Genomic DNA, 18,165 nt, shown 5'->3' on the forward strand with positions numbered 1-18,165 from the left:
ATCTGAAAAACCTTGGACAATCGCTCTAAGTTAGGGCAAAGAAATTTAGCTGCTCTCTTGAAGAAAGACTGCGGCTTCCACCGCTCCTTCTAGCATGGTATCATCATCCATCATGCGAATCTAGCAACACCAATTTTTTAGCCTTCTTGAAAGTTTGTGCTTTTGGACACCTCGTTTCAAGCCTCTCCTTTATGGAGAATATTTAAAAAAATCATTATTGAAGCCTCTTCTTTAAAGAAGAGGTTAATCCTTGCATCCAAAATCGACGTGACCTTTCAAAACTTTTCAAACATCCTCTTAGAGCTTAGTATTTATTAATAGTAGTGTACAAACTATTGCACCAAGCATATAAACCATAGACGTGTCAGCCTCTTTTAAAAATAGAAGATAAAACATAGACAACACTACAAAAATAAACCCTGTTATTTTCAACATAAAACCTAACAATTTCAACTATAACTACCAAAAAATACATCAAAAATATATCTTACGTTTTTTGAAATTGTTGTTTGCAGAAAATAGTTCAATTTCTAATAACATTTAAGACTTTATACCGTTTCTTTGTAAAGCTGCATATATTTACCCCCCAGCTACGCTGTCCCTCCAAGGCATCGGGGGACTACAGGGGGGTCTTATTATGTGCTTCTTCATGCAGAATTAGTATTAGCGTGAAAAAATTATTGAATCACTATTCTTAATATATTTCTCAAGTAATTATTTACCTGATTGTAATTATGACAGTTTTTTTTGTGGTAGTAACTAATCTAGACAAAAGTACCGATACCAAGTACTTTTATCTGTCTAAGTTAAATCTTGGTCAGAAATATGCCGTCTCTAGCATTATTTATTTTATTCTCTGGAAGTCCCTTAGTTAGATAATCTAAATAGTGTGAGCTTCTTTTTATTTTTCAGCAACCCCTAAATCATTGTGTCTTATTCGTTACATTAAGTTCGTTTTGGCTGAGGATTTAAAAATGGGGGGATGGGACACTCTAGCGTCATGGCGATCGCTCTGAGTAAATCTGCTTCTGAAGAAGTAACTTTGTTATCTAATAATACGGTGTGGGCGCAAGCATCAACAATAGCTTGTTTGAGTTTGGGAGTGGCAAGACGCAGGCGCTCAATACTTTTCTTTAGTTCGGTAAAATTACAACTTAATGGTATTTCTGGTTTTTCTTGCTCTCCGGCTTTGGGAAGTCGAAAAACTCCAGAACGAAAAGCATAGGCGATGTCTTCAGTGGACGCATCAGGTTGGGAGTGTCCGACACGAGCAATTACGGACAATATTAATAAACTATCTGGCCAAATTTGTTCGATGGAGGTGAATTCTACGGTTGTAGTATATGCAGGATTTATACTAGGTTGAAGACGATACCACAGTATTAACTGCAACACAAAATGCCACAGCGATAAACTTCCCGTAGCTACAACTAAACCGTGGACGCATTTGCATAGCCTTTGGCATTCTTTGGCAGAGTTTTGGCGCAATATAGGCACTGCCAAATCCACAAGTGGCAAGCGAATTCTGGGATCTAACTGACTAATTTCGCTACTTAGTTCCAAGGTTTTCTCTACTAAATCAGCAGGCTGTACCTCTCGTAACCAAGCAATTTGACGTTCTTGAATTTGGAGATTTTCCGTATCTAAAGCTAGCGCCAAAGCTAGGGCCATTGCACTTTGTTGCTCCCGCGCACCCAAACGCAAGGATTCTGGTAACTGCGATAACAACACTTGAGCATGGGCAAAATGCTCTGGTGTAACGCTTCCAACTTGGTTTACAATCTGTGATGGTGTGGCGTTGCCACCACCAGCAAAGCCCATTGTTAGGGATTCTTGGGAAAGGGAACGCATTTGATTGCGAGATGGCATTGCTGCTAAATTGTTGACGTTCAAACCCCCAACGCGGCGGATACGTTCTGCTAAGGGTGGGTGGGTAGAAAACATATTTTCCCAAAAAGAGGGGTTGAGGGCATTGCCAAAAAACATGTGGCTAGAGGCTTCTGCACTCGGCGATATCAGGCGTGAATCCATCTGTTGAAGTTTTTGAAAGACTCCGGTAAGTCCGTTGGGGTTGCGAGTGAACTGTACGGCTGAAGCATCAGCGAGAAATTCGCGTTGGCGAGAGACGGCGGCTTTAATCAAGCGTCCGCAAAGTAATCCGATACCGCCAATTGCCATTAGTGCCAAGCCAAAAGCCCAGATAGGTAAACCCTTGTCTTCCTTTCCTAAACGGAAGCTACCGCGAAGGCGCCAGAGCAATTCCCCGGTTAAATAAATGAATAAAATCCCATGCAGTAGTCCCACTAAACGCAAATTTAGCCGCATATCTCCATTGAGAATATGACTGAATTCGTGGCCGATGACTCCTTGTAGTTCATCCCGGCTCAAGTTTTCCAAAGTGCCACGGGTAACTCCAATTACAGCATCATTGGGCGTAAATCCGGCAGCAAAGGCATTAATGCTGGTTTCTCTGTCGAGGAGATAAACTTGTGGGACGGAAATACCAGATGCGATCGCCATTTCCTCGACAATATTTAATAGTTGTCGCCCTTGTTCGTCGGCTATTTCTGGTAGCAAGAGTCTTCCTCCTAACTCTTGGGCAATGACGCTTCCGCCTTGACGGAGACAAGTAATTTTATACAAACTTCCGATTGCGATCGCAACTATTGTAATCCCAGCTACGTAGAGAAATAACCCTGGATGCCACCAAACACGAGGAGCGATGCGAAACAGAAATAAACTGGCAATATAAATTGCCATAATCATGACTGCGATCGACAGGGAAAATAACCCGATTAATTGTTGCGTATTTTGGCGTGCCCGATCCTGATGTTCAAAGAAGTTCATAGACACCTAAAAAGATACGCGTGGAGCATTTCTAATTTCTGGAGTAGCTTCGGGGAGCAATTCTGCAACAGTAAAGTTAAAAGTATTTGCCACAAGGTTGCTGGGGAAAGATTCGCTCTTGGTGTTGTAAAGTGTCACCGCGTCATTAAAAGCCTGACGGGCAAAAGCAATCCGGTTTTCAGTGGAAGATAATTCTTCCATTACCTGAGTCATGGCGCGATCGGCTTTCAATTCTGGATAAGATTCTGAAAGTACCATCAATCGACTTAACGCACCCGTCAACGCCCCTTCAGCATTGCCCAACTGTTGCATCGCTTGGGGATCGCCAGGATTTTGTACCGCCCGACTGCTAGCATTAATTGCAGAATTCCGGGCGGCAATAACTGCTTCTAAGGTTTCTCGCTCATGTTTCATGTACCCTTTGGCAGTTTCCACCAAGTTGGGAATTAAATCATAGCGGCGCTGTAATTGAACATCGATTTGAGAATAAGCATTTTTGTAACGGTTGCGATACTTAACTAAATCGTTGTAGGCATTAATGATAATTACAGCAACAATGGCAACTAAAGCAACAGAAAATATTAAAAGCCCCATATTTTTAGATTATTTCCATCAGGTACTTACTTTTTTGCAGATTTACCAAACACGGTAATCCTGATATCCAGCAAAATTAGTGTGGATATAAAGATGAGTCTACTTGTAGCAAGTTGGCTTCGTCGTCTGTAGAATTAGTTACGCAAGTTTACTGATGTAGGATTTTTAAATAACCGCAGAGGCGCAGAGAATGCAGAGTGAAATAATTTACAACAATTCCAAACTATTTGTGTCTAAGTATTTAGGCATAAATAAATTAAAGTTTGTAGTAAGGACTTGAGTCCTGATAATCCTTGTTCTGAGCGATAAATCACTCACTACAAATTAAGAGTTTATTTTATTGTATTTAATTATGTCTACCTATTTACCTAATTATCATCTCTCTTTTCTCTGTGTACTCTGCGCCTCTGTAGTCGATTAAAAATTATAGCCAGATATATTACCTATGAATCTGCATAAATAGGGAATAACCACTGACAGCAAAAATAAAAAGGATGGCGGCAGGAAAAATTACTACATCTCTAACAATAAATAAAATCCAATCTTTTCTTAGTTCTTGTTTAAACTTGAGTTCTCGCAGTTTTCGCTCAAGTTCTACATCTTCTTGTGGCTGCAAGTTGACAGGTGACAAACTTAGCGGATTATCGCCTTTGCTGGCAATTCTTTTTGATAAATCTGTTATATCTGTCATACCGTTGAGATACTGATATTACTTAGTGTCTCATAAAAAAGAGCCAGAGAGTTCTAACTCTCTGGCTCAAAGCTGGAGACAAAAGAATCATCAAATAAAGGCTAACTTGGGTAAGAACCTAAATTCTTCCCAGGTTATGCAGCCCTAAAATAGCACCCACTCCTAAGATATGACCAAAGGCGGTAGTTGCTAAAAGGGCTGGTAAACCAAAATTACCAAAGAAATTGGCTGAGGGTAGTTTTGGTTCGGCATTGGGATACTTGATGCTAGATTTGCCAAAGGCAATGGCAATGATATTAGCAATAATCATAATCAGTCCAACTGTAGGACTCCATTGCAGAGGTGTAGTTGCAGCAGCGAGTAAGGTTGAGGTCAACACCTAGATTTGCTCCTGAGATTTATTAATGGTTGAAAACATAATCTGAAACTTTCCGAAGCAAATTCAAGAAATTGCCCGATTTTGCATCAATATTTAACAGTTATTCTTACTACTTAATACAATATGAGTTCAATGCGGCGAGCTGATTGTGGTAGCTAGTTTGAATTTCAATGTCTGATACAAACGAACTGTTAGTATTGATTTATACTTACAGTAAAATTCAGGACTAAAATACGCTTTATATCTGGGTAACAGACTTAATTTGCGTACCTCCCGAACTTGAAATCTGCTGTAATAAAAGTGATTCCGATAAAATTATCCCTAACTTTTTGAAGGATACAGTTGAAGTCAGAAATTTCAGGAGCGGATTCACCTTTCGGTAGATTTAGACAGAATCATCAAAACTGTATATTTGGATGGGATAACATATAATTTGCCGCAAAACCTCATGCCAAATCAGTAATTTCAAGAACGACAGATGAAATTTTGATTGAATTCTAGTTAATTTGTTCCTTAAGTTCCTCAAAAGCCATGACATCCCCTGAGCCTCAAACTGATTTGGGAGAAAAAGCTCCAGAAACGTCATTTGAGCCACCTTCTGGAAAACGGCGGTGGCTTTGGTTGAGTTTAGCCGCACTCTTATTGTTAGGAAGCGGAGCAACTCTATGGCGTTTACTTACTCCACAAAATTCAGCACCTTCAAATGCTAACGCTCAACCTCAAGGGGTAAGAGTCAAAATATCAACAGTACAAAGCGGCATAATTGAGGAAAGTTCAGATTTTATTGCTAGTCTAAAATCCCTGCGCTCAGTCACGCTTCAGCCGAGAATTCAGGGTCAAGTTACCCAGATACTTGTCAAATCTGGAGATCCAGTTGTCCAAGGAGCGCCAATTCTCCAAGTAGATTCTACACCACAGGCAGCGATCGCTAGGAATAATCCTGTGCCTCAAGCATTTTTAATGCAACTGGCGAATGCTCGCGCCACGCTCAAATCTTTAGAAGCAGAACGACCATCCTACGTTGCGAATGTGCAATTGTACCAGCAGAACTACGAAAAGTTTGTCAGCCTAGCTGAACAAGGAGCCGTGTCTCGACAGACTAGCAATCTGTTTGCTAATCGTCTGGCCAATGCTAAGACTAGTCTGGATGCAATAGATTCCAGAATTCAAGCACAACGAGCCACCATCTTGCAGGCTGAAAAATCTTTGCAGCAATCTAATGTAAATCCTCAAACACAACAGCTCCAGTCTGACAAAATTACCGCTCCTTTTAGTGGCACAGTTGGTAACATCCCTGTGAAAGTCGGTGATTTAGTTAATACTTCTACACCATTAGTTAATATCACGCAAAATCGACCTTTAGAAGTGAATATCTCTGTACCAGTACAACAAGGGCCCCAACTGCGTAAAGGTATGCCAGTAGAGGTGATGAACACACAAGGTCAAAAGCTTGGTAGAAGTAGGATATTTTTTATTGCACCTAATGCCAGCAATGAAACACAAACGATATTAATTAAAGCACTTTTTGACAACAAAAACGGCCAGCTACGTGCAGATCAATTGGTCAGGACTAGAGTGTTCTGGAATCAGCGCCCCGGAGTTTTAATTCCCACAACAGCAATGACTCGTGTAGGTGGGGACACTTTTGTTTATGTAGTTGAAACAGAAACATCTCCCCAAGGTGTATCCCAACAAGTGGCTCGGCAAAGGCGAGTAAAGCTAGGCGAGATCAAAGGTAATAATTACCAAGTTCTTGAAGGATTACAGCCAGAAGATAAAGTTATTATTTCAGGGTTGCTCAATCTCAGAGATGGTGTTGCAATCGTTCCAGAATTTTAATTAAGGAGAGTAGCACAACTCTTGGAGACGCTGCGCGAACGACTCATTTCGGCTACGCTCAATGACCAACGCTCAGTGACCGAGGAGCAAGAAAGAAGTCTCAATCTTGTCTCCTACCAATTTTCACCCAAGAGCGTTACTATAGCGATCGCTCTTTGTTAGAGAACTGGCAAAATAGTCTCTAAGTGTCTATCTATGCAATACACTCTGAACTCACTTCCATTCTTTTCTCGTACAAAAAAGCATTCATAACATTTTAAGATATAACTCGTTTTGTCAATAGTGATTACGCTGTAAATTATCTATGCTATCGAGTATCTAATTAAGCTTTATACTAAATTTTATGGCAAGGATGACCGATGTTTTTAAATATGCGTAGGCGTAGCTAGTCTTGTCTATGAAACGCTATGCGAAGGCATCACAGGCTGGAAATTTACGTTTGTAACCTCGATTTTGACTAAATTTAATCACCACTACTTATTGGCAAATGGTTAACGATCTTAACCTGTCACCAATGAGTAAAAGTAAGCAATTACTTGATTACGTAACAGAGGCAAACAATTATGTCAGTGAAAATCATCCAATCTAAGTTTGGTTTAGTTTTAACTTGTTTACTTGGACAAATAATGTTGTTGGCTGCGCCAGTACAAGCTGGAGTGGAGGGCAAAAGCTACGATGTCAATGTTCAGTCAAGTCAGGGAGATAATTTTACTGCTTGTTTTGAATTTAACGCCAATGGTAACAGCCTTCGCTTTGTTGGGCTAGATGCTACTTATAGCCGTACAAATCTAGGTCGGGATCAGAGAAATTGGCAAGCAGTAACAAATCCAGGTTCAGAAGTAAGTATCGCACTTAGCGGTCAAGTAAGAGGAGACTTTATTCCAGATCGGAGGATAAGTGGTAATGCTATCAATTCCAAGAACACTACTTATACATTTAATGGAACACTCTTATCTGAGCCAACGTGTCCAATTGAGAATGAATCCGTGATCGGTTCAGAAAATCCCTTCTTCAAATAATTTAATCTACGCAGATACGATCGACCAGATGAGCTTCAATACTTGTCGGGTTTTGGGGAAAAGGTTATGTATTGTCCCCTTCCCCTTTAACCTTTACCCTTTTCCCCAAGAGTGCAAAAAGCACAAATGCCAAGAGGTCTAATATTCGCCAAGCCGTAGCAAATCTTAATCTGCTGTGAAGATGCCGCCAAGAGGGCACGTATCTTTACCTTTTGCAAAGTATTTTCATTTCTCCCGCCTGAGAGTTACTTGAATTCACTGGCGGGATTTTAGCTGGAATCAAGTCGGGAGTTTTAGCAGCGATCGCTAAATTTAACCTTGGAACAGTACTGTAAAAGCAGATAATCACTTTGGTGAACCAAAATAAAACTCGATTAATCTATGGCATCAATAACCGGAAAAGTTGCAATTATCACTGGTGCATCGCGGGGAATTGGACGAGCGATCGCACTCAAGTTAGCTGGTAATGGCGCATCTATTGTCGTTAACTATGCAGGTAATGCAGGCAAAGCACAAGAAGTTGTTGCAGAAATTGAAAAGTTGGGAGTAGAAGCGATCGCTATCCAAGCTGATATTAGCAAAGTACCCGACATCAAAAAGTTATTTGAACAAACACTTGAACGTTTTGGTAAAGTCGATATTTTGGTCAACAATGCTGGAATTGCTTTCTATAAACCAATTACTGAGGTGAGTGAAGAAGATTTCGACGCGATTTTTGCCATTAATGTCAAAGGCACTTTTTTTGCTTGTCAACAAGCCGCGCAGCACATGACAGAAGGCGGACGGATTATCAACTTTTCTTCATCAACCACGGTGATGATGCTGCCAACTTATAGTGCTTATGTCGGAACCAAGGGTGCTGTTGAACAAATCACACGGGTACTAGCTAAAGAATTAGGTGCAAAAGCGATCGCAGTTAATGTTATTTCTCCTGGCCCCACCGATACAGAACTATTCCGAGAAGGTAAAACACAAGAACAGATAGATCGTTTAGCCCAAATGGCTGCTTTTAATAAACTGGGAGATGTGCAAGAAATCGCCGATGTAGTAGCGTTTCTCGCTAGCGATGAAGCTAGGTGGATTACTGGGCAAAACATTCGTGTCAACGGTGGAATTGCGTGAGGAAAAGCTCTGCTAACGATCCCCGTTTTCAAACCTCAGCCAGTAATGTGCAACGCCGTAATAGAAATTTAATTCATGAATTCCAATATCAATCTTTTCACACCAGTTCAGCTTGGCCCTTACACCCTACCAAACCGAATTGTAATGGCACCGATGACACGTTTACGGGCAATTGCAAGCATCCCCAACTCGCTAATGGCAACTTACTACACCCAACGCGCCAGTGCTGGGCTGATCGTTACTGAATGTACAATGGTTTCACCTCTGAGTTTAGGATACATTAACTGTCCAGGAATTTATTTAGAAGAACAAGTGGCAGGATGGCGGTTGATAACTAATGCAGTACACGAACAAGGGGGGAGAATTTTTTTGCAACTTTGGCATTCTGGGAGAGTTTCTCACTCAGCTTTACTTAATGGAGAATTGCCAGTTGCTCCCAGTGCGTAGACGCAAAGCGGCTTGTCGTTAGACATCGCAGGGATTGGCTCACTCCACACACCCATAGGTAAAGTATCGTTGGAAACTCCCCGCGCTTTAGAAATTCCAGAAATTACTGAAATTGTCGAGCAATTTCGCAAAGGTGCCGAAAATGCCTTGGCGGCTGGTTTTGATGGGATTGAACTTCACGGTGCATTTGGCTATTTAATCGACCAATTTCTCCAAGATGGCTCGAACCAGCGCACAGATGAGTATGGCGGTTCAATAGAAAAGCGTAGCCGATTCCTCTTAGAAGTTGTGGAAGCAGTCGCTAGCGTTTGGGGTGCAAATCGGGTTGGGATCAAACTTTCGCCAAGTAACACTTTTTATGGAATGCATGACTCCAATCCTGAAGAAACTTTTGGTTATGCTATCAATGCTCTTAACTCCTTTGGACTTGCCTATCTTCACCTGATGGAACCGAACGAAGTCGATTTAGCAACCCGCGAAGTCATGAACCCAGTTACACCCTACTTTCGGCAAATATTCCCAGGTACTTTGATTACTAATGGTGGCTACGATCGCCAAACAGGAGATAGCATTCTTGCTAGTAGCAATGCAGATTTAGTTTCTTTTGGCAAGTTATATCTTGCTAATCCTGACTTACCAAAACGCTTAGAACTTAACGCCCATTTGAACGCTCCAGATCCAAAAACATTTTATGCCCCTGACGCTACAGGATACACCGACTATCCATTTTTAGAACTTCAGACAAATTAAAGCAATCACAGTCATCTCTAAATCAAAAATATAATTTGTCAGATGCACAATTTTTCGGTTTTATAATTGTCCAAGTAGGAGAACACAGCCGTGCTAGCTTCCGATTAAAACGGATTGCTAAATATGGAATGACAAAGTTTGTATAAAGCATTTATAACTTATACAAATAACGGCTGATTATCCGGTTGTAGAGTCTGTGCTTTTGCACTAAATATCACTTATCAGGCATTAAAAAATTATGGATTTGTCCAACTTTACTACACTTCAAAACTTAGAAGCTGCCTTCGGTGGCGAATCGATGGCAAATCGTAAGTATCTGTTTTTTGCTGAGGTGGCGCGTCAACTTGGGTTTACAGACTTGGCGAAACTTTTTAAAGAAACAGCAGATCAAGAAACTGAACACGCTTTCGCACATTTTAAGTTACTACATCCAGAACTTGTGGTAGAAGATGCAGCTGCTTTAACTGATGAACAAAAGCGGGAAATTGTATCTCGCTGTTTATCTTTGGCAATTGAAGGCGAGACTTACGAATATACCACAATGTATCCAGAGTTTGCCGCAGATGCCCAACGCGACCGCGACAATCCGGCAGCTGAAGAATTTCTCAAACAAGCTCAAGAATCTACCGATCATGCCAATACATTTCGGGAAGCTGCACACCGTTTTGGCTTGTTAAAATTCATCGAAAATTATCACGCCGATCGCTACGCTGAAGCCTTAGAAGTATTAAATGGAGGAGAAGCAGCAACAAGAGTTGCTGGTGAAGAACCTAAAACTCGGAAATGGATTTGTAAACAATGCAGCATGATTTACGATCCCGTTGCTGGCGATCCTGATTCGGGAATTGCGCCAGGTACACCTTTTGAAGAAATTCCTGAAGACTGGGAATGTCCGATTTGCGGTGCTAGCAAAAAAACCTTTAAACCATTTGAGGAAAAAGTTGCAGCTTAAGACGACAATCAATTAAGCACTTTTTTAGCATATGAACGCGAAGCGTCTTAAAAGATACTTCGCGTTCTTGATTTTTTATACGTACAAATTAAATGCGTAACAGCTGAGGTAATTCGTAATTCGTTTAGGAAGTGAGAGTCTTCTCAATGCGACGGTCAGGAATCAGCCACATGATTGCGACTAAAACGTACAATGCACAAGCAAACCATGAGTTTACAAAGGCAAGTGGAATTGCCACAGCATAGACAACTACTGATATTTTTCCTTTGAAGTCTTCACCAACTGCGATCGCCAGAGTCGAATCCTTGCCGTGGTAAGAAATCAGGATGCGGGTAAGAATAAAGTAAGCGATCGCAGCCAACAACAACACCGTACCATAAAGGGCAACTGGTATGGGAGCAAAGTGATTCTCGCCCATCCAACCAGTGACGAAGGGGATTAGCGACAACCAAAACAGCAGATGCAAATTGGCCCAAAGGATACGTCCATTAACATATCGGACTGCTTGTAGTAGGTGATGGTGATTGTTCCAGTAGATGCCGATATAAATAAAACTCAACACATAGCTCAGAAATACTGGGATTAGTGGACGTAGCGCGGCTAAATCGAACCCATGCGGCACTTTAATTTCCAGCACCATGATGGTGATAATGATGGCAATCACCCCATCGCTGAATGCTTCTAATCTCCCTTTTCCCATGTACGCATTCCTTTTCTATTTACTTGAAACTTAGTTGCAATCCTCTGTACTTTATCGTACAAAGTAGTTGCCATTGATGAAGATTGTCTGCGTTGGCGTAGCTTGCCGAGGGCATCGCAAAATCAAAATCTTTAATTCTCGCTCGCCAATTTCTGGCGTAATTCCCGAATAACAGCGCTAGTATTGCGCTTGTAGGAAATTTTTAGAGACTCTGTGACTACTTCTGACACGAGGAGCGATCGCCTAGTTGTTCATTGAGTGCTTGATAATCTTGCCAGCTTCCAGGTAAGCGTACTACCGCACCTGGGGGCAAACGGATTGTATCGGGTGTGACAACAGCAAACATAGAACTGATACCTACTACCTCAACTGTAATGCTTTAGATAAACTGTAGCTATACTTCGAGGATAATAACTGTTAAGCGCTGAAACAAAGTTTTATGGGAATCACTGGTAAGATTAAACAGATTTCTGCATCAACGCTTGAATTACTTAGAGAAGATCCACTTCTTGTTGGGGCATTTCGTGATGCTCAATGGTTGCCAGAATCTGCTCTTTGGCAACGAGCACCTTATTGGAAAGGAGAGTCTGCTGAAAAAACCAAACAAGAAGTGAGAGCGCGGTTTGGTAAATTGCCTAAAAGTCAGGGTTTAAGTAGGTTCATTCCTGGAAATCGTGAACAGTGGAAAAAAACTTATGACTGGCAATTACTAGAACAACAGTTTATTGCTGAATGGGAAAACCCCGAACTAGATTTACATAAATATTGGCAGGAATTAACGTTTCTATTAGCTGGGTATGTTCCTGGTTATTATGCTAAATCTCAAGGGAAAATTCCAGAATTAATTGTAGATAAAGGATATGAGAAAGATTTCTTGCCATTTTTAGTAATAGAAAATTCGGCATGGGATGATATGCCTTTGGTTAATGCCTTTGGTGCTGGTACTGAGATCGGTGATGAAAATGAAACGGGTTATGGCCCTATCAGGTATCTATCGCCAGGTGATGAAATTGGACAAATTCTTGATGGATTATTAGAACTTTCACAAGAGGGGTTCCAGAATCGTTTCATCCGAGAATCACAGAAATCAGAACCAATACCCTGGATTGACTGGTCTGAAGAAGAAATGTTGGATTGGATGACAGATTACTACAACGAGATTGTTGATTACTACCAGAGTGCTGTCAGGCAGCACAAGGCCCTTTTACTTTACCTTACTTAATTTCTGTAATGTTTTAAATATTAACTGCTGCGGCTAAAGAATACAGCAGCTATAACAATTAAAACTAAAAGTGCTAGAGGAACCCAGAGATTAGGGAGATCGGACAAACTCATAAAGGACTTTCAAATAAGTAGGGTGTATGACAATACAGTTCAGTTAAGCATTTTTTCCTTCTCTCTGTGTTCTCTGCGCCTCTGTGGTTCGTTAAAAAAATTGATTCACAAAGGGTTTTAGCCTTAACTGAACCATATTGGGGTGTATGAGACAGATTCAAAGAGACAGTCGCTACTTTATAAATTAACTTTTAGGTAAGCCTCTTTTTAACTTCCTCAGCTAAATTTTCTAGTAGTACTTCTACTTGCTCGCCTGTTTTCAAATCTTTGAGCGATGACTTTTGCGCTGCTGCTTCTTCAGAACCAATAATTACGCAAAATTGAATTCCTTGTTTGTCTGCTAATTGAAATTGTTTACCCAAGGGACGCTTATCAAAGTTAGTTATGACATTAATTCCCGCTTGACGCAGATGTTGAGAAACTTTTAAATAAGTGGGCATTAAATCTTCTTGCATATTCACTACCATCACTTGGGCTGGTGTAGCAGCTAAGGTATTTAGAATACCAGCTTTTAACAAGCGACTAATTAAACGAGTTAAGCCGATAGAAATACCGACACCAGGCATTTTTTCACCCAAAAATACCCCAACTAATTCTTCATATCTCCCACCAGAACAAATACTACCTAAAGCTTCATGTCCTAATAGAGTTGTTTCGTAAACTGTGCCAGTATAGTAATCAAGACCACGGGCAATAGATAAATCAATACAAAAACGATTTTCGGCAACTCCAAGATTACGCACTCCAGTAATTACCGTTTCTAATTCGCTAACTCCTAAAGTCAATTGCTCGGTTTCTGGTAGATTTTGGGCAAGGTGCTTGAGCTTATCTAAGACTTCATCAACGGAACCGTCTATTTTGATAAATTCAATGATTTTTTGCGCCTGCTCTACTGAAATCCCTTCTTTCTCTAAATCTTGTTTGACTTTACTTTCACCAATTTTTTCTAGAGTATCAACAATACCAATACAAGATTTTATTTGATTTTCGGCAATACCCAATGATTTAAAGAAACCAGTAAGAACTTTACGGTTATTGATGCGAATCAGAAAATCACCAATATTAATTGCTTCAAATATCTCAGTGATAATTGCAGGCATCTGAGCATCATAGAGTAAACTGAGTTCGCGACGCGCAACTACATCAATATCGCACTGGCGGAACTGACGAAAACGCCCATCTTTCGCCCGTTCTCCCCGAAAAACTACATCGGTTTGATAACGAGCAAAGGGAAAAGTTAATTCATTCAGGTGACGCGCTATATACGCCGCTAAAGGAACTGTTTGATCGAACTTTAAAGCTCTGGCTTCCGAACCAGTTTCGCCCGATTTATCTCTCTCGGCTTGTCGATTTGGTGGCAATATAGGATTAATTCCATAAATGATATTATCGCCTTGATTACCTTTAGCTTGCAGTACTTCTAAACGTTCTACAGCAGGTGTTTCGATGGGCGTAAATCCATAGCTTTCAAAAACTCTACGGATGATATCTAACAAATATAATTCTAGACGCTTTTCGCTAGGAAGAAATTCTGGAAACCCGCTAGGGGTAGAAAAGTTTATTTTGTCACCTTTGGCCATGCGTGTACCTTACTAAGTTAAGATTTGAGATCAAAGCTTAACGACTGGAAGTCGTGGCTACACAAACAAAGTCCGCCTGCGCGGACTGGAGAATAATCAGTGGTTATCTCTGAAAGGAGAAATTACTATCTTAGCGGTTCTTCTTGTCTTATCCGTCAAACTCACGCTAATTAGTGGCAAAATCCTGACTTCGGTTGGAATTAGGACGTTGTAAGGAGGTTCCGGTGGCTCTTAAAATAATGGCTTCTAGCTCCAATAGTAACGTAGGGTTTTCCCAATATGAAATGAATTGCACTGCGATTCGCACATCTTCATCGTTATACTTATCGAGCCACGCTCACAAAAAAGCTTGATGTCCACCACTGAAACGCCCCCGCATCTTGGTTTTACCGATGTACAGCAATCCTTCAGTCCTGTGCCTGATTGCATAGATGCTAGGACTAGCCGGAATGCTCGTAAAATCACGAACGAGTCAAGGGTTGGCATTGTTCAAAGGGAATTAAGGCGATCGCATCCAGAATTTTCCTTTTCTTGACTTTGAAGTTCAGAATCATTTGTTGGCATGAAGACGAGAGAGGCGTGATTACACAGAAATCATATTCTCACGAATTCAGTTATTTTCTAGCCCTTCCCAAAGTTGAGCCACTGGGATACGCAATTTAGAGTTTGCCTGCCAGAATTTGAGCTGCTGTGAGATTGAGGTTTGGAAAGGTGGGGGATTGGATCGCTTCATTTCCTCGAAATTCAGTGGAGTCGTAAAACTGATGCTCCAGGATGCAGAGGGTGATTTTCCCTTCCAAGGGGTCAACGATCCAATATTCAAGGATTTCTAGCAGCCCATACTCAGCTCGTTTTGAGCGGTAGTCTTCAGCTTTGGTCGAGGGACTAACGACTTCGACGACTAGAATCGGAGGTGGCTCATTAAGATTAATTACAGCTTCGCGATCGCTCATAGCTTCCCATTGGGCAACCGTTAGAACAGTGACATCAGGAATACGGGAAGTATCCCAATTTCGCCCACGCGGAGAGCGAACACCAACGAGGGCAGGAAGTGCTACCCAAGGTTCCCCAGATTGCACCAGTGCATCCTCAAACTGCCGTGCAACAAAGTGGATGATTGCCCCATGTTTGCCAGTTCCTAAACTCATGGGTACCAGTTCTCCATCGACCAGTTCATAGCGGGTATCTGTGCCATCATCGTAGGCAAGGTATTCTTCAAAGGTGAGTTTTTGAGTCGTAGTCGTCATATAACTGTCTCTAGGCAAGAATCAGACAACTGGGTCTGTGAACTGTTGGGGCGGAGTGTGGGGAAACAGCGATCGCTTGCTTTATTGTCATCAATATGCTATAAATTCCGAGACTTCACGAATTAATTCAACGATCGCGCTTTTGAAGATTTCCTTAAGTTGCTCTGGATTTATAGTAATCTCATATATTATGCCTCCATTAGGTTAGTTTGAGTTTGATAGATTGATTCCTAACGCTTCAAGCTGCTGGTTCATCCAAGCCGTTGCTGTCGCTTCATCGGTTGCGATCGCTCTTTCTACTCCGGTTTTAGCAATTTCTAGTAGTTGCTTGGATTTAGATTTTGCATCTTTCCCATTTTGCATTTTCTCAGCTATTAAAAGTTGTACATCTTTGGTAACAAGTGGAATATACATATTTTTGATGGTTGGCATCAAAATCAATCGAAAATACCTTTTCCTTGACATACTCATCGCACTCTGGCGGCTTTGGTTTAGCCGTAAACAGATGACTGGCTTCCCGTCCTTGATCGCGCATAATCTGCTTCCAGACATGAAACATTGTAGTTCTGAACCAAAACTATCAAAATTCTTCCAGATGCTTTGATTATCGCGGACGAAACTGTGGCAGAGGCGATCGCCTCTAGTAAAATAACGTGAGTTCGATGAACCTCTCCCCAACCCCTCTTGGAGGCGGAGAGGGGCAGAAATATTCTTAGTTGACAACGAAAAAATTAGGGTTTCAAAGCCTCTCGAAGAGTGGGGGAGAGGAATGGAAGTAGGGTTTTTAGAGCCGTCGAACTCACGTTAAAATAGATATTTTGAAGAAGATGCGAATGCAATGCCAACTCTTGGAGACGCTTTGCGTAGCTTGCTTCTTTAAAGGAGTACGGCAGCAAGCTACGCCATTGGTTACGGTAATCAGTTGCATAGTGATAATGGCATTGGTCACTCCCCATTTTCAAACCACCAAGGGTCATTAGTAGCATTAGTTTTAATCAAAATAGCTTTTTTTCGCATAAATCGTTTCATCGCTGCTGCACCTATGCGTGACTGTCCCAAACCGGAGAATTTGAAGGCGTTTTTCTCTCCCTCATGCATGATGGCGGTGAGTCCAGCATCGTTGATATTAATAGCACCTGCATCTATTTGATAAGCAACTTCTAAGGCTTCTGTTTCTGAGGCAAATACAGCAGCACTTAATCCATAGATTGAGTCATTGGCTAAAGAGACTGCTTCACCTACTCCAGAAAAAGGCATGACTGGCATAATCGGGCCAAAAGTCTCTTCAGTCATGACTTTCATGGAATGATTAACTTGGGTAAGCACTGTTGGACGACACCACCAACCCCCACTTAAATCCTCGATGACACCACCGCAGTGAATTACTGCTCCTTTTTCCACTGCATCTAGAAGATGATCGCTAATGATGGCTGCTTGTTTTTCGGCAATAATCGGCCCAATTTCTCCACTTTCGACTGTGGGATAGGCTAGCTTCAGGCGATGTGCTTTGGCTACTAGTTGATGGTAAAACTTTTCAAATATCGAGTCTGCAACGTAAATTCGCTCAATTGAGAGGCATGACTGTCCGGTGTTGACAACAGAACTCCACAAGATTGCTGAAGTTGCTAATTCTAAGTTGGCTGATTCTAAAACGATCGCCGGATCTTTTCCTCCTAATTCCAAAAAAGCTGGAATAAACTGTTTTGCAGCTGCTTGTGCAACTTTTCTCCCTGTGGCTACACTGCCTGTAAAGCATACCAAATCTACATTTTCAATTAAAAGAGATCCGGTTGCACCTGCTCCTTCGACAAAAGTTAATACCTCGTGCAGTTTGGGAACAGTGTTGAGTGCTGTAATTAGTGGTGCTACAAAGCGGGGAGTGATTTCACTGGGTTTAACAATGACAGCACAACCTGCCAACAACGCCGGAATGGTATCAATAGTAGACAGTGACAGGGGAAAATTCCACGGGCTAATTACCCCAACTAAGGGATAAGGAACAGATGTTTGTTGCAAGGCAATAAAGGGAATGGCTGTATTTTTTGCCGATTCTTGCAGCAATTCCGGTGCTAACCGACACCAGCGATCGATGCTGGAGAGGAAGGAGTCTATTTCTAATACCGAGGCTGACAATCTTCCTGTATCATTTACCAAAGCTTCCGTGAGGCGATCGCGTCCAGATATTATCGCATCCTTCCACTGCTGTAAAGCTTCAATTCTCCCTTCTAAGCCCAACTGCTGCCAGCGAACTTGTGCCCGGCGCGTCCGCTTACATTGCTGTACCACCAACCTTGGAGGCGGCGGGATAATTACGTAATCAAATTTGCCAGTTCGGGGATTGCGGACTTCTATTGGTTTTGTCATTTGTCACTTGTACTGAGCGTTCGCGTAGCGTCTCGAAGAGAAGCCGAAGTATTTGTCATTTGTCATTTGTTATTACTTCCTAATCCCCAATTTCCATTCTCAAATTCAAATCATCCCCAAATTGGTGAAGCACTCAATGGTGGTTTGCTGTGTTTGCAGGAAGTGTTTGCGGTCTACTTCTTTCCAGCATAGTATTAGCAGGGTAAAAGTGTGATTGGCGATCGCGAGTGAAGGTTGATTGCACAACCGATAACTTGCGATGCTAAAGCGCAGCACGATTCTAAATTAGTGGACATGGA

17 protein-coding genes and 1 pseudogene are annotated in these 18,165 nt (G+C 41.6%); 7 read left to right on the forward strand and 11 right to left on the reverse strand.

The window, feature by feature from the left end; all coding sequences use genetic code 11:
• Positions 1-945 precede the first annotated feature (945 nt).
• From NSTC731_RS20505 to psaK, 4 genes are all read right to left on the reverse strand, one after another.
• Positions 946-2,847, reverse strand: a complete 1,902-nt coding sequence (locus tag NSTC731_RS20505; RefSeq protein ID WP_445626546.1) for a M48 family metallopeptidase — start codon at positions 2,845-2,847, stop codon at positions 946-948.
• Between the two features lie 6 nt (positions 2,848-2,853).
• Entirely contained in the window at positions 2,854-3,441 is a 588-nt protein-coding gene (locus NSTC731_RS20510) for a LemA family protein (protein WP_322675516.1), read from the reverse strand.
• A 439-nt stretch (positions 3,442-3,880) separates the two neighbouring features.
• A complete protein-coding gene (locus NSTC731_RS20515) occupies positions 3,881-4,132 on the reverse strand; it encodes a hypothetical protein (RefSeq protein WP_445626547.1) in 252 nt (83 codons plus the stop codon).
• 118 nt (positions 4,133-4,250) lie between these two features.
• On the reverse strand, positions 4,251-4,511 hold the full coding sequence (gene psaK, locus NSTC731_RS20520; RefSeq protein ID WP_445626548.1) for a photosystem I reaction center subunit PsaK: 261 nt from the start codon (positions 4,509-4,511) through the stop codon (positions 4,251-4,253).
• Positions 4,512-5,042: 531 nt separating this feature from the next.
• Here psaK and NSTC731_RS20525 point away from each other — a divergent pair.
• From NSTC731_RS20525 to NSTC731_RS20545, 5 genes and pseudogenes are all read left to right on the forward strand, one after another.
• On the forward strand, positions 5,043-6,350 hold the full coding sequence (locus NSTC731_RS20525; RefSeq protein ID WP_445626549.1) for an efflux RND transporter periplasmic adaptor subunit: 1,308 nt from the start codon (positions 5,043-5,045) through the stop codon (positions 6,348-6,350).
• A gap of 563 nt (positions 6,351-6,913) precedes the next feature.
• Entirely contained in the window at positions 6,914-7,369 is a 456-nt protein-coding gene (locus NSTC731_RS20530; RefSeq protein ID WP_445626550.1) for a hypothetical protein, read from the forward strand.
• A 381-nt stretch (positions 7,370-7,750) separates the two neighbouring features.
• Complete coding sequence (locus tag NSTC731_RS20535) at positions 7,751-8,491, forward strand: SDR family oxidoreductase (protein WP_445626551.1); 741 nt, start codon at positions 7,751-7,753, stop codon at positions 8,489-8,491.
• Between the two features lie 75 nt (positions 8,492-8,566).
• Positions 8,567-9,688, forward strand: a pseudogene (locus NSTC731_RS20540) (alkene reductase).
• Between the two features lie 238 nt (positions 9,689-9,926).
• On the forward strand, positions 9,927-10,640 hold the full coding sequence (locus tag NSTC731_RS20545) for a rubrerythrin family protein (protein ID WP_445626552.1): 714 nt from the start codon (positions 9,927-9,929) through the stop codon (positions 10,638-10,640).
• A 124-nt stretch (positions 10,641-10,764) separates the two neighbouring features.
• Here the strand turns inward: NSTC731_RS20545 and NSTC731_RS20550 are convergent, their stop codons facing one another.
• Together NSTC731_RS20550 and NSTC731_RS20555 are read right to left on the reverse strand one after the other, a co-directional pair.
• On the reverse strand, positions 10,765-11,340 hold the full coding sequence (locus NSTC731_RS20550) for a TMEM175 family protein (protein ID WP_445626553.1): 576 nt from the start codon (positions 11,338-11,340) through the stop codon (positions 10,765-10,767).
• Between the two features lie 217 nt (positions 11,341-11,557).
• Entirely contained in the window at positions 11,558-11,686 is a 129-nt protein-coding gene (locus NSTC731_RS20555) for a hypothetical protein (protein WP_445626554.1), read from the reverse strand.
• A 93-nt stretch (positions 11,687-11,779) separates the two neighbouring features.
• On the opposite strand from NSTC731_RS20555, the gene NSTC731_RS20560 reads away from it, so the two are divergent.
• Complete coding sequence (locus tag NSTC731_RS20560; RefSeq protein ID WP_445626555.1) at positions 11,780-12,562, forward strand: DUF1877 family protein; 783 nt, start codon at positions 11,780-11,782, stop codon at positions 12,560-12,562.
• A 304-nt stretch (positions 12,563-12,866) separates the two neighbouring features.
• On the opposite strand, the gene hisS is transcribed toward NSTC731_RS20560, so the two are convergent.
• Positions 12,867-14,255, reverse strand: coding sequence for a histidine--tRNA ligase (gene hisS / locus NSTC731_RS20565; protein ID WP_445626556.1), 1,389 nt, complete (start codon positions 14,253-14,255; stop codon positions 12,867-12,869).
• Positions 14,256-14,607: 352 nt separating this feature from the next.
• Between hisS and NSTC731_RS20570 the strand changes: the two genes are divergently transcribed.
• Positions 14,608-14,790 carry a hypothetical protein gene (locus NSTC731_RS20570; RefSeq protein ID WP_445626557.1) on the forward strand — a complete coding sequence of 61 codons (183 nt, stop codon included), beginning with the start codon at positions 14,608-14,610 and terminating at the stop codon, positions 14,788-14,790.
• Between the two features lie 124 nt (positions 14,791-14,914).
• Here NSTC731_RS20570 and NSTC731_RS20575 read toward each other — a convergent pair whose 3' ends face one another.
• The 4 genes from NSTC731_RS20575 to NSTC731_RS20590 all read right to left on the reverse strand — a co-directional run bounded on the left by NSTC731_RS20575 (position 14,915) and on the right by NSTC731_RS20590 (position 17,866).
• Complete coding sequence (locus NSTC731_RS20575) at positions 14,915-15,502, reverse strand: Uma2 family endonuclease (RefSeq protein ID WP_445626558.1); 588 nt, start codon at positions 15,500-15,502, stop codon at positions 14,915-14,917.
• 90 nt (positions 15,503-15,592) lie between these two features.
• Positions 15,593-15,694, reverse strand: a complete 102-nt coding sequence (locus tag NSTC731_RS20580) for a hypothetical protein (RefSeq protein WP_445632135.1) — start codon at positions 15,692-15,694, stop codon at positions 15,593-15,595.
• 12 nt (positions 15,695-15,706) lie between these two features.
• Positions 15,707-16,225: a hypothetical protein gene (locus NSTC731_RS20585; protein WP_445626559.1), complete on the reverse strand. Its 519-nt coding sequence runs from the start codon at positions 16,223-16,225 to the stop codon at positions 15,707-15,709.
• Between the two features lie 222 nt (positions 16,226-16,447).
• Entirely contained in the window at positions 16,448-17,866 is a 1,419-nt protein-coding gene (locus NSTC731_RS20590) for an aldehyde dehydrogenase family protein (RefSeq protein ID WP_445626560.1), read from the reverse strand.
• Positions 17,867-18,165: the final 299 nt, after the last annotated feature.

This window comes from Nostoc sp. DSM 114167 (assembly GCF_052692655.1).

What these genes read in the sequence shown, in the direction of transcription:
- hisS (WP_445626556.1), bottom strand. Translation starts at nt 14,255, where the DNA reads ATGGCCAAAGGTGACAAAATAAACTTTTCTACCCCTAGCGGGTTTCCA.
- NSTC731_RS20530 (WP_445626550.1), top strand. Translation starts at nt 6,914, where the DNA reads ATGTCAGTGAAAATCATCCAATCTAAGTTTGGTTTAGTTTTAACTTGT.
- NSTC731_RS20545 (WP_445626552.1), top strand. Translation starts at nt 9,927, where the DNA reads ATGGATTTGTCCAACTTTACTACACTTCAAAACTTAGAAGCTGCCTTC.
- NSTC731_RS20535 (WP_445626551.1), top strand. Translation starts at nt 7,751, where the DNA reads ATGGCATCAATAACCGGAAAAGTTGCAATTATCACTGGTGCATCGCGG.
- NSTC731_RS20510 (WP_322675516.1), bottom strand. Translation starts at nt 3,441, where the DNA reads ATGGGGCTTTTAATATTTTCTGTTGCTTTAGTTGCCATTGTTGCTGTA.
- NSTC731_RS20590 (WP_445626560.1), bottom strand. Translation starts at nt 17,866, where the DNA reads ATGACAAAACCAATAGAAGTCCGCAATCCCCGAACTGGCAAATTTGAT.
- NSTC731_RS20555 (WP_445626554.1), bottom strand. Translation starts at nt 11,686, where the DNA reads ATGTTTGCTGTTGTCACACCCGATACAATCCGTTTGCCCCCAGGTGCG.
- NSTC731_RS20570 (WP_445626557.1), top strand. Translation starts at nt 14,608, where the DNA reads ATGTCCACCACTGAAACGCCCCCGCATCTTGGTTTTACCGATGTACAG.
- NSTC731_RS20550 (WP_445626553.1), bottom strand. Translation starts at nt 11,340, where the DNA reads ATGGGAAAAGGGAGATTAGAAGCATTCAGCGATGGGGTGATTGCCATC.
- NSTC731_RS20560 (WP_445626555.1), top strand. Translation starts at nt 11,780, where the DNA reads ATGGGAATCACTGGTAAGATTAAACAGATTTCTGCATCAACGCTTGAA.
- NSTC731_RS20505 (WP_445626546.1), bottom strand. Translation starts at nt 2,847, where the DNA reads ATGAACTTCTTTGAACATCAGGATCGGGCACGCCAAAATACGCAACAA.
- NSTC731_RS20515 (WP_445626547.1), bottom strand. Translation starts at nt 4,132, where the DNA reads ATGACAGATATAACAGATTTATCAAAAAGAATTGCCAGCAAAGGCGAT.
- NSTC731_RS20525 (WP_445626549.1), top strand. Translation starts at nt 5,043, where the DNA reads ATGACATCCCCTGAGCCTCAAACTGATTTGGGAGAAAAAGCTCCAGAA.
- NSTC731_RS20575 (WP_445626558.1), bottom strand. Translation starts at nt 15,502, where the DNA reads ATGACGACTACGACTCAAAAACTCACCTTTGAAGAATACCTTGCCTAC.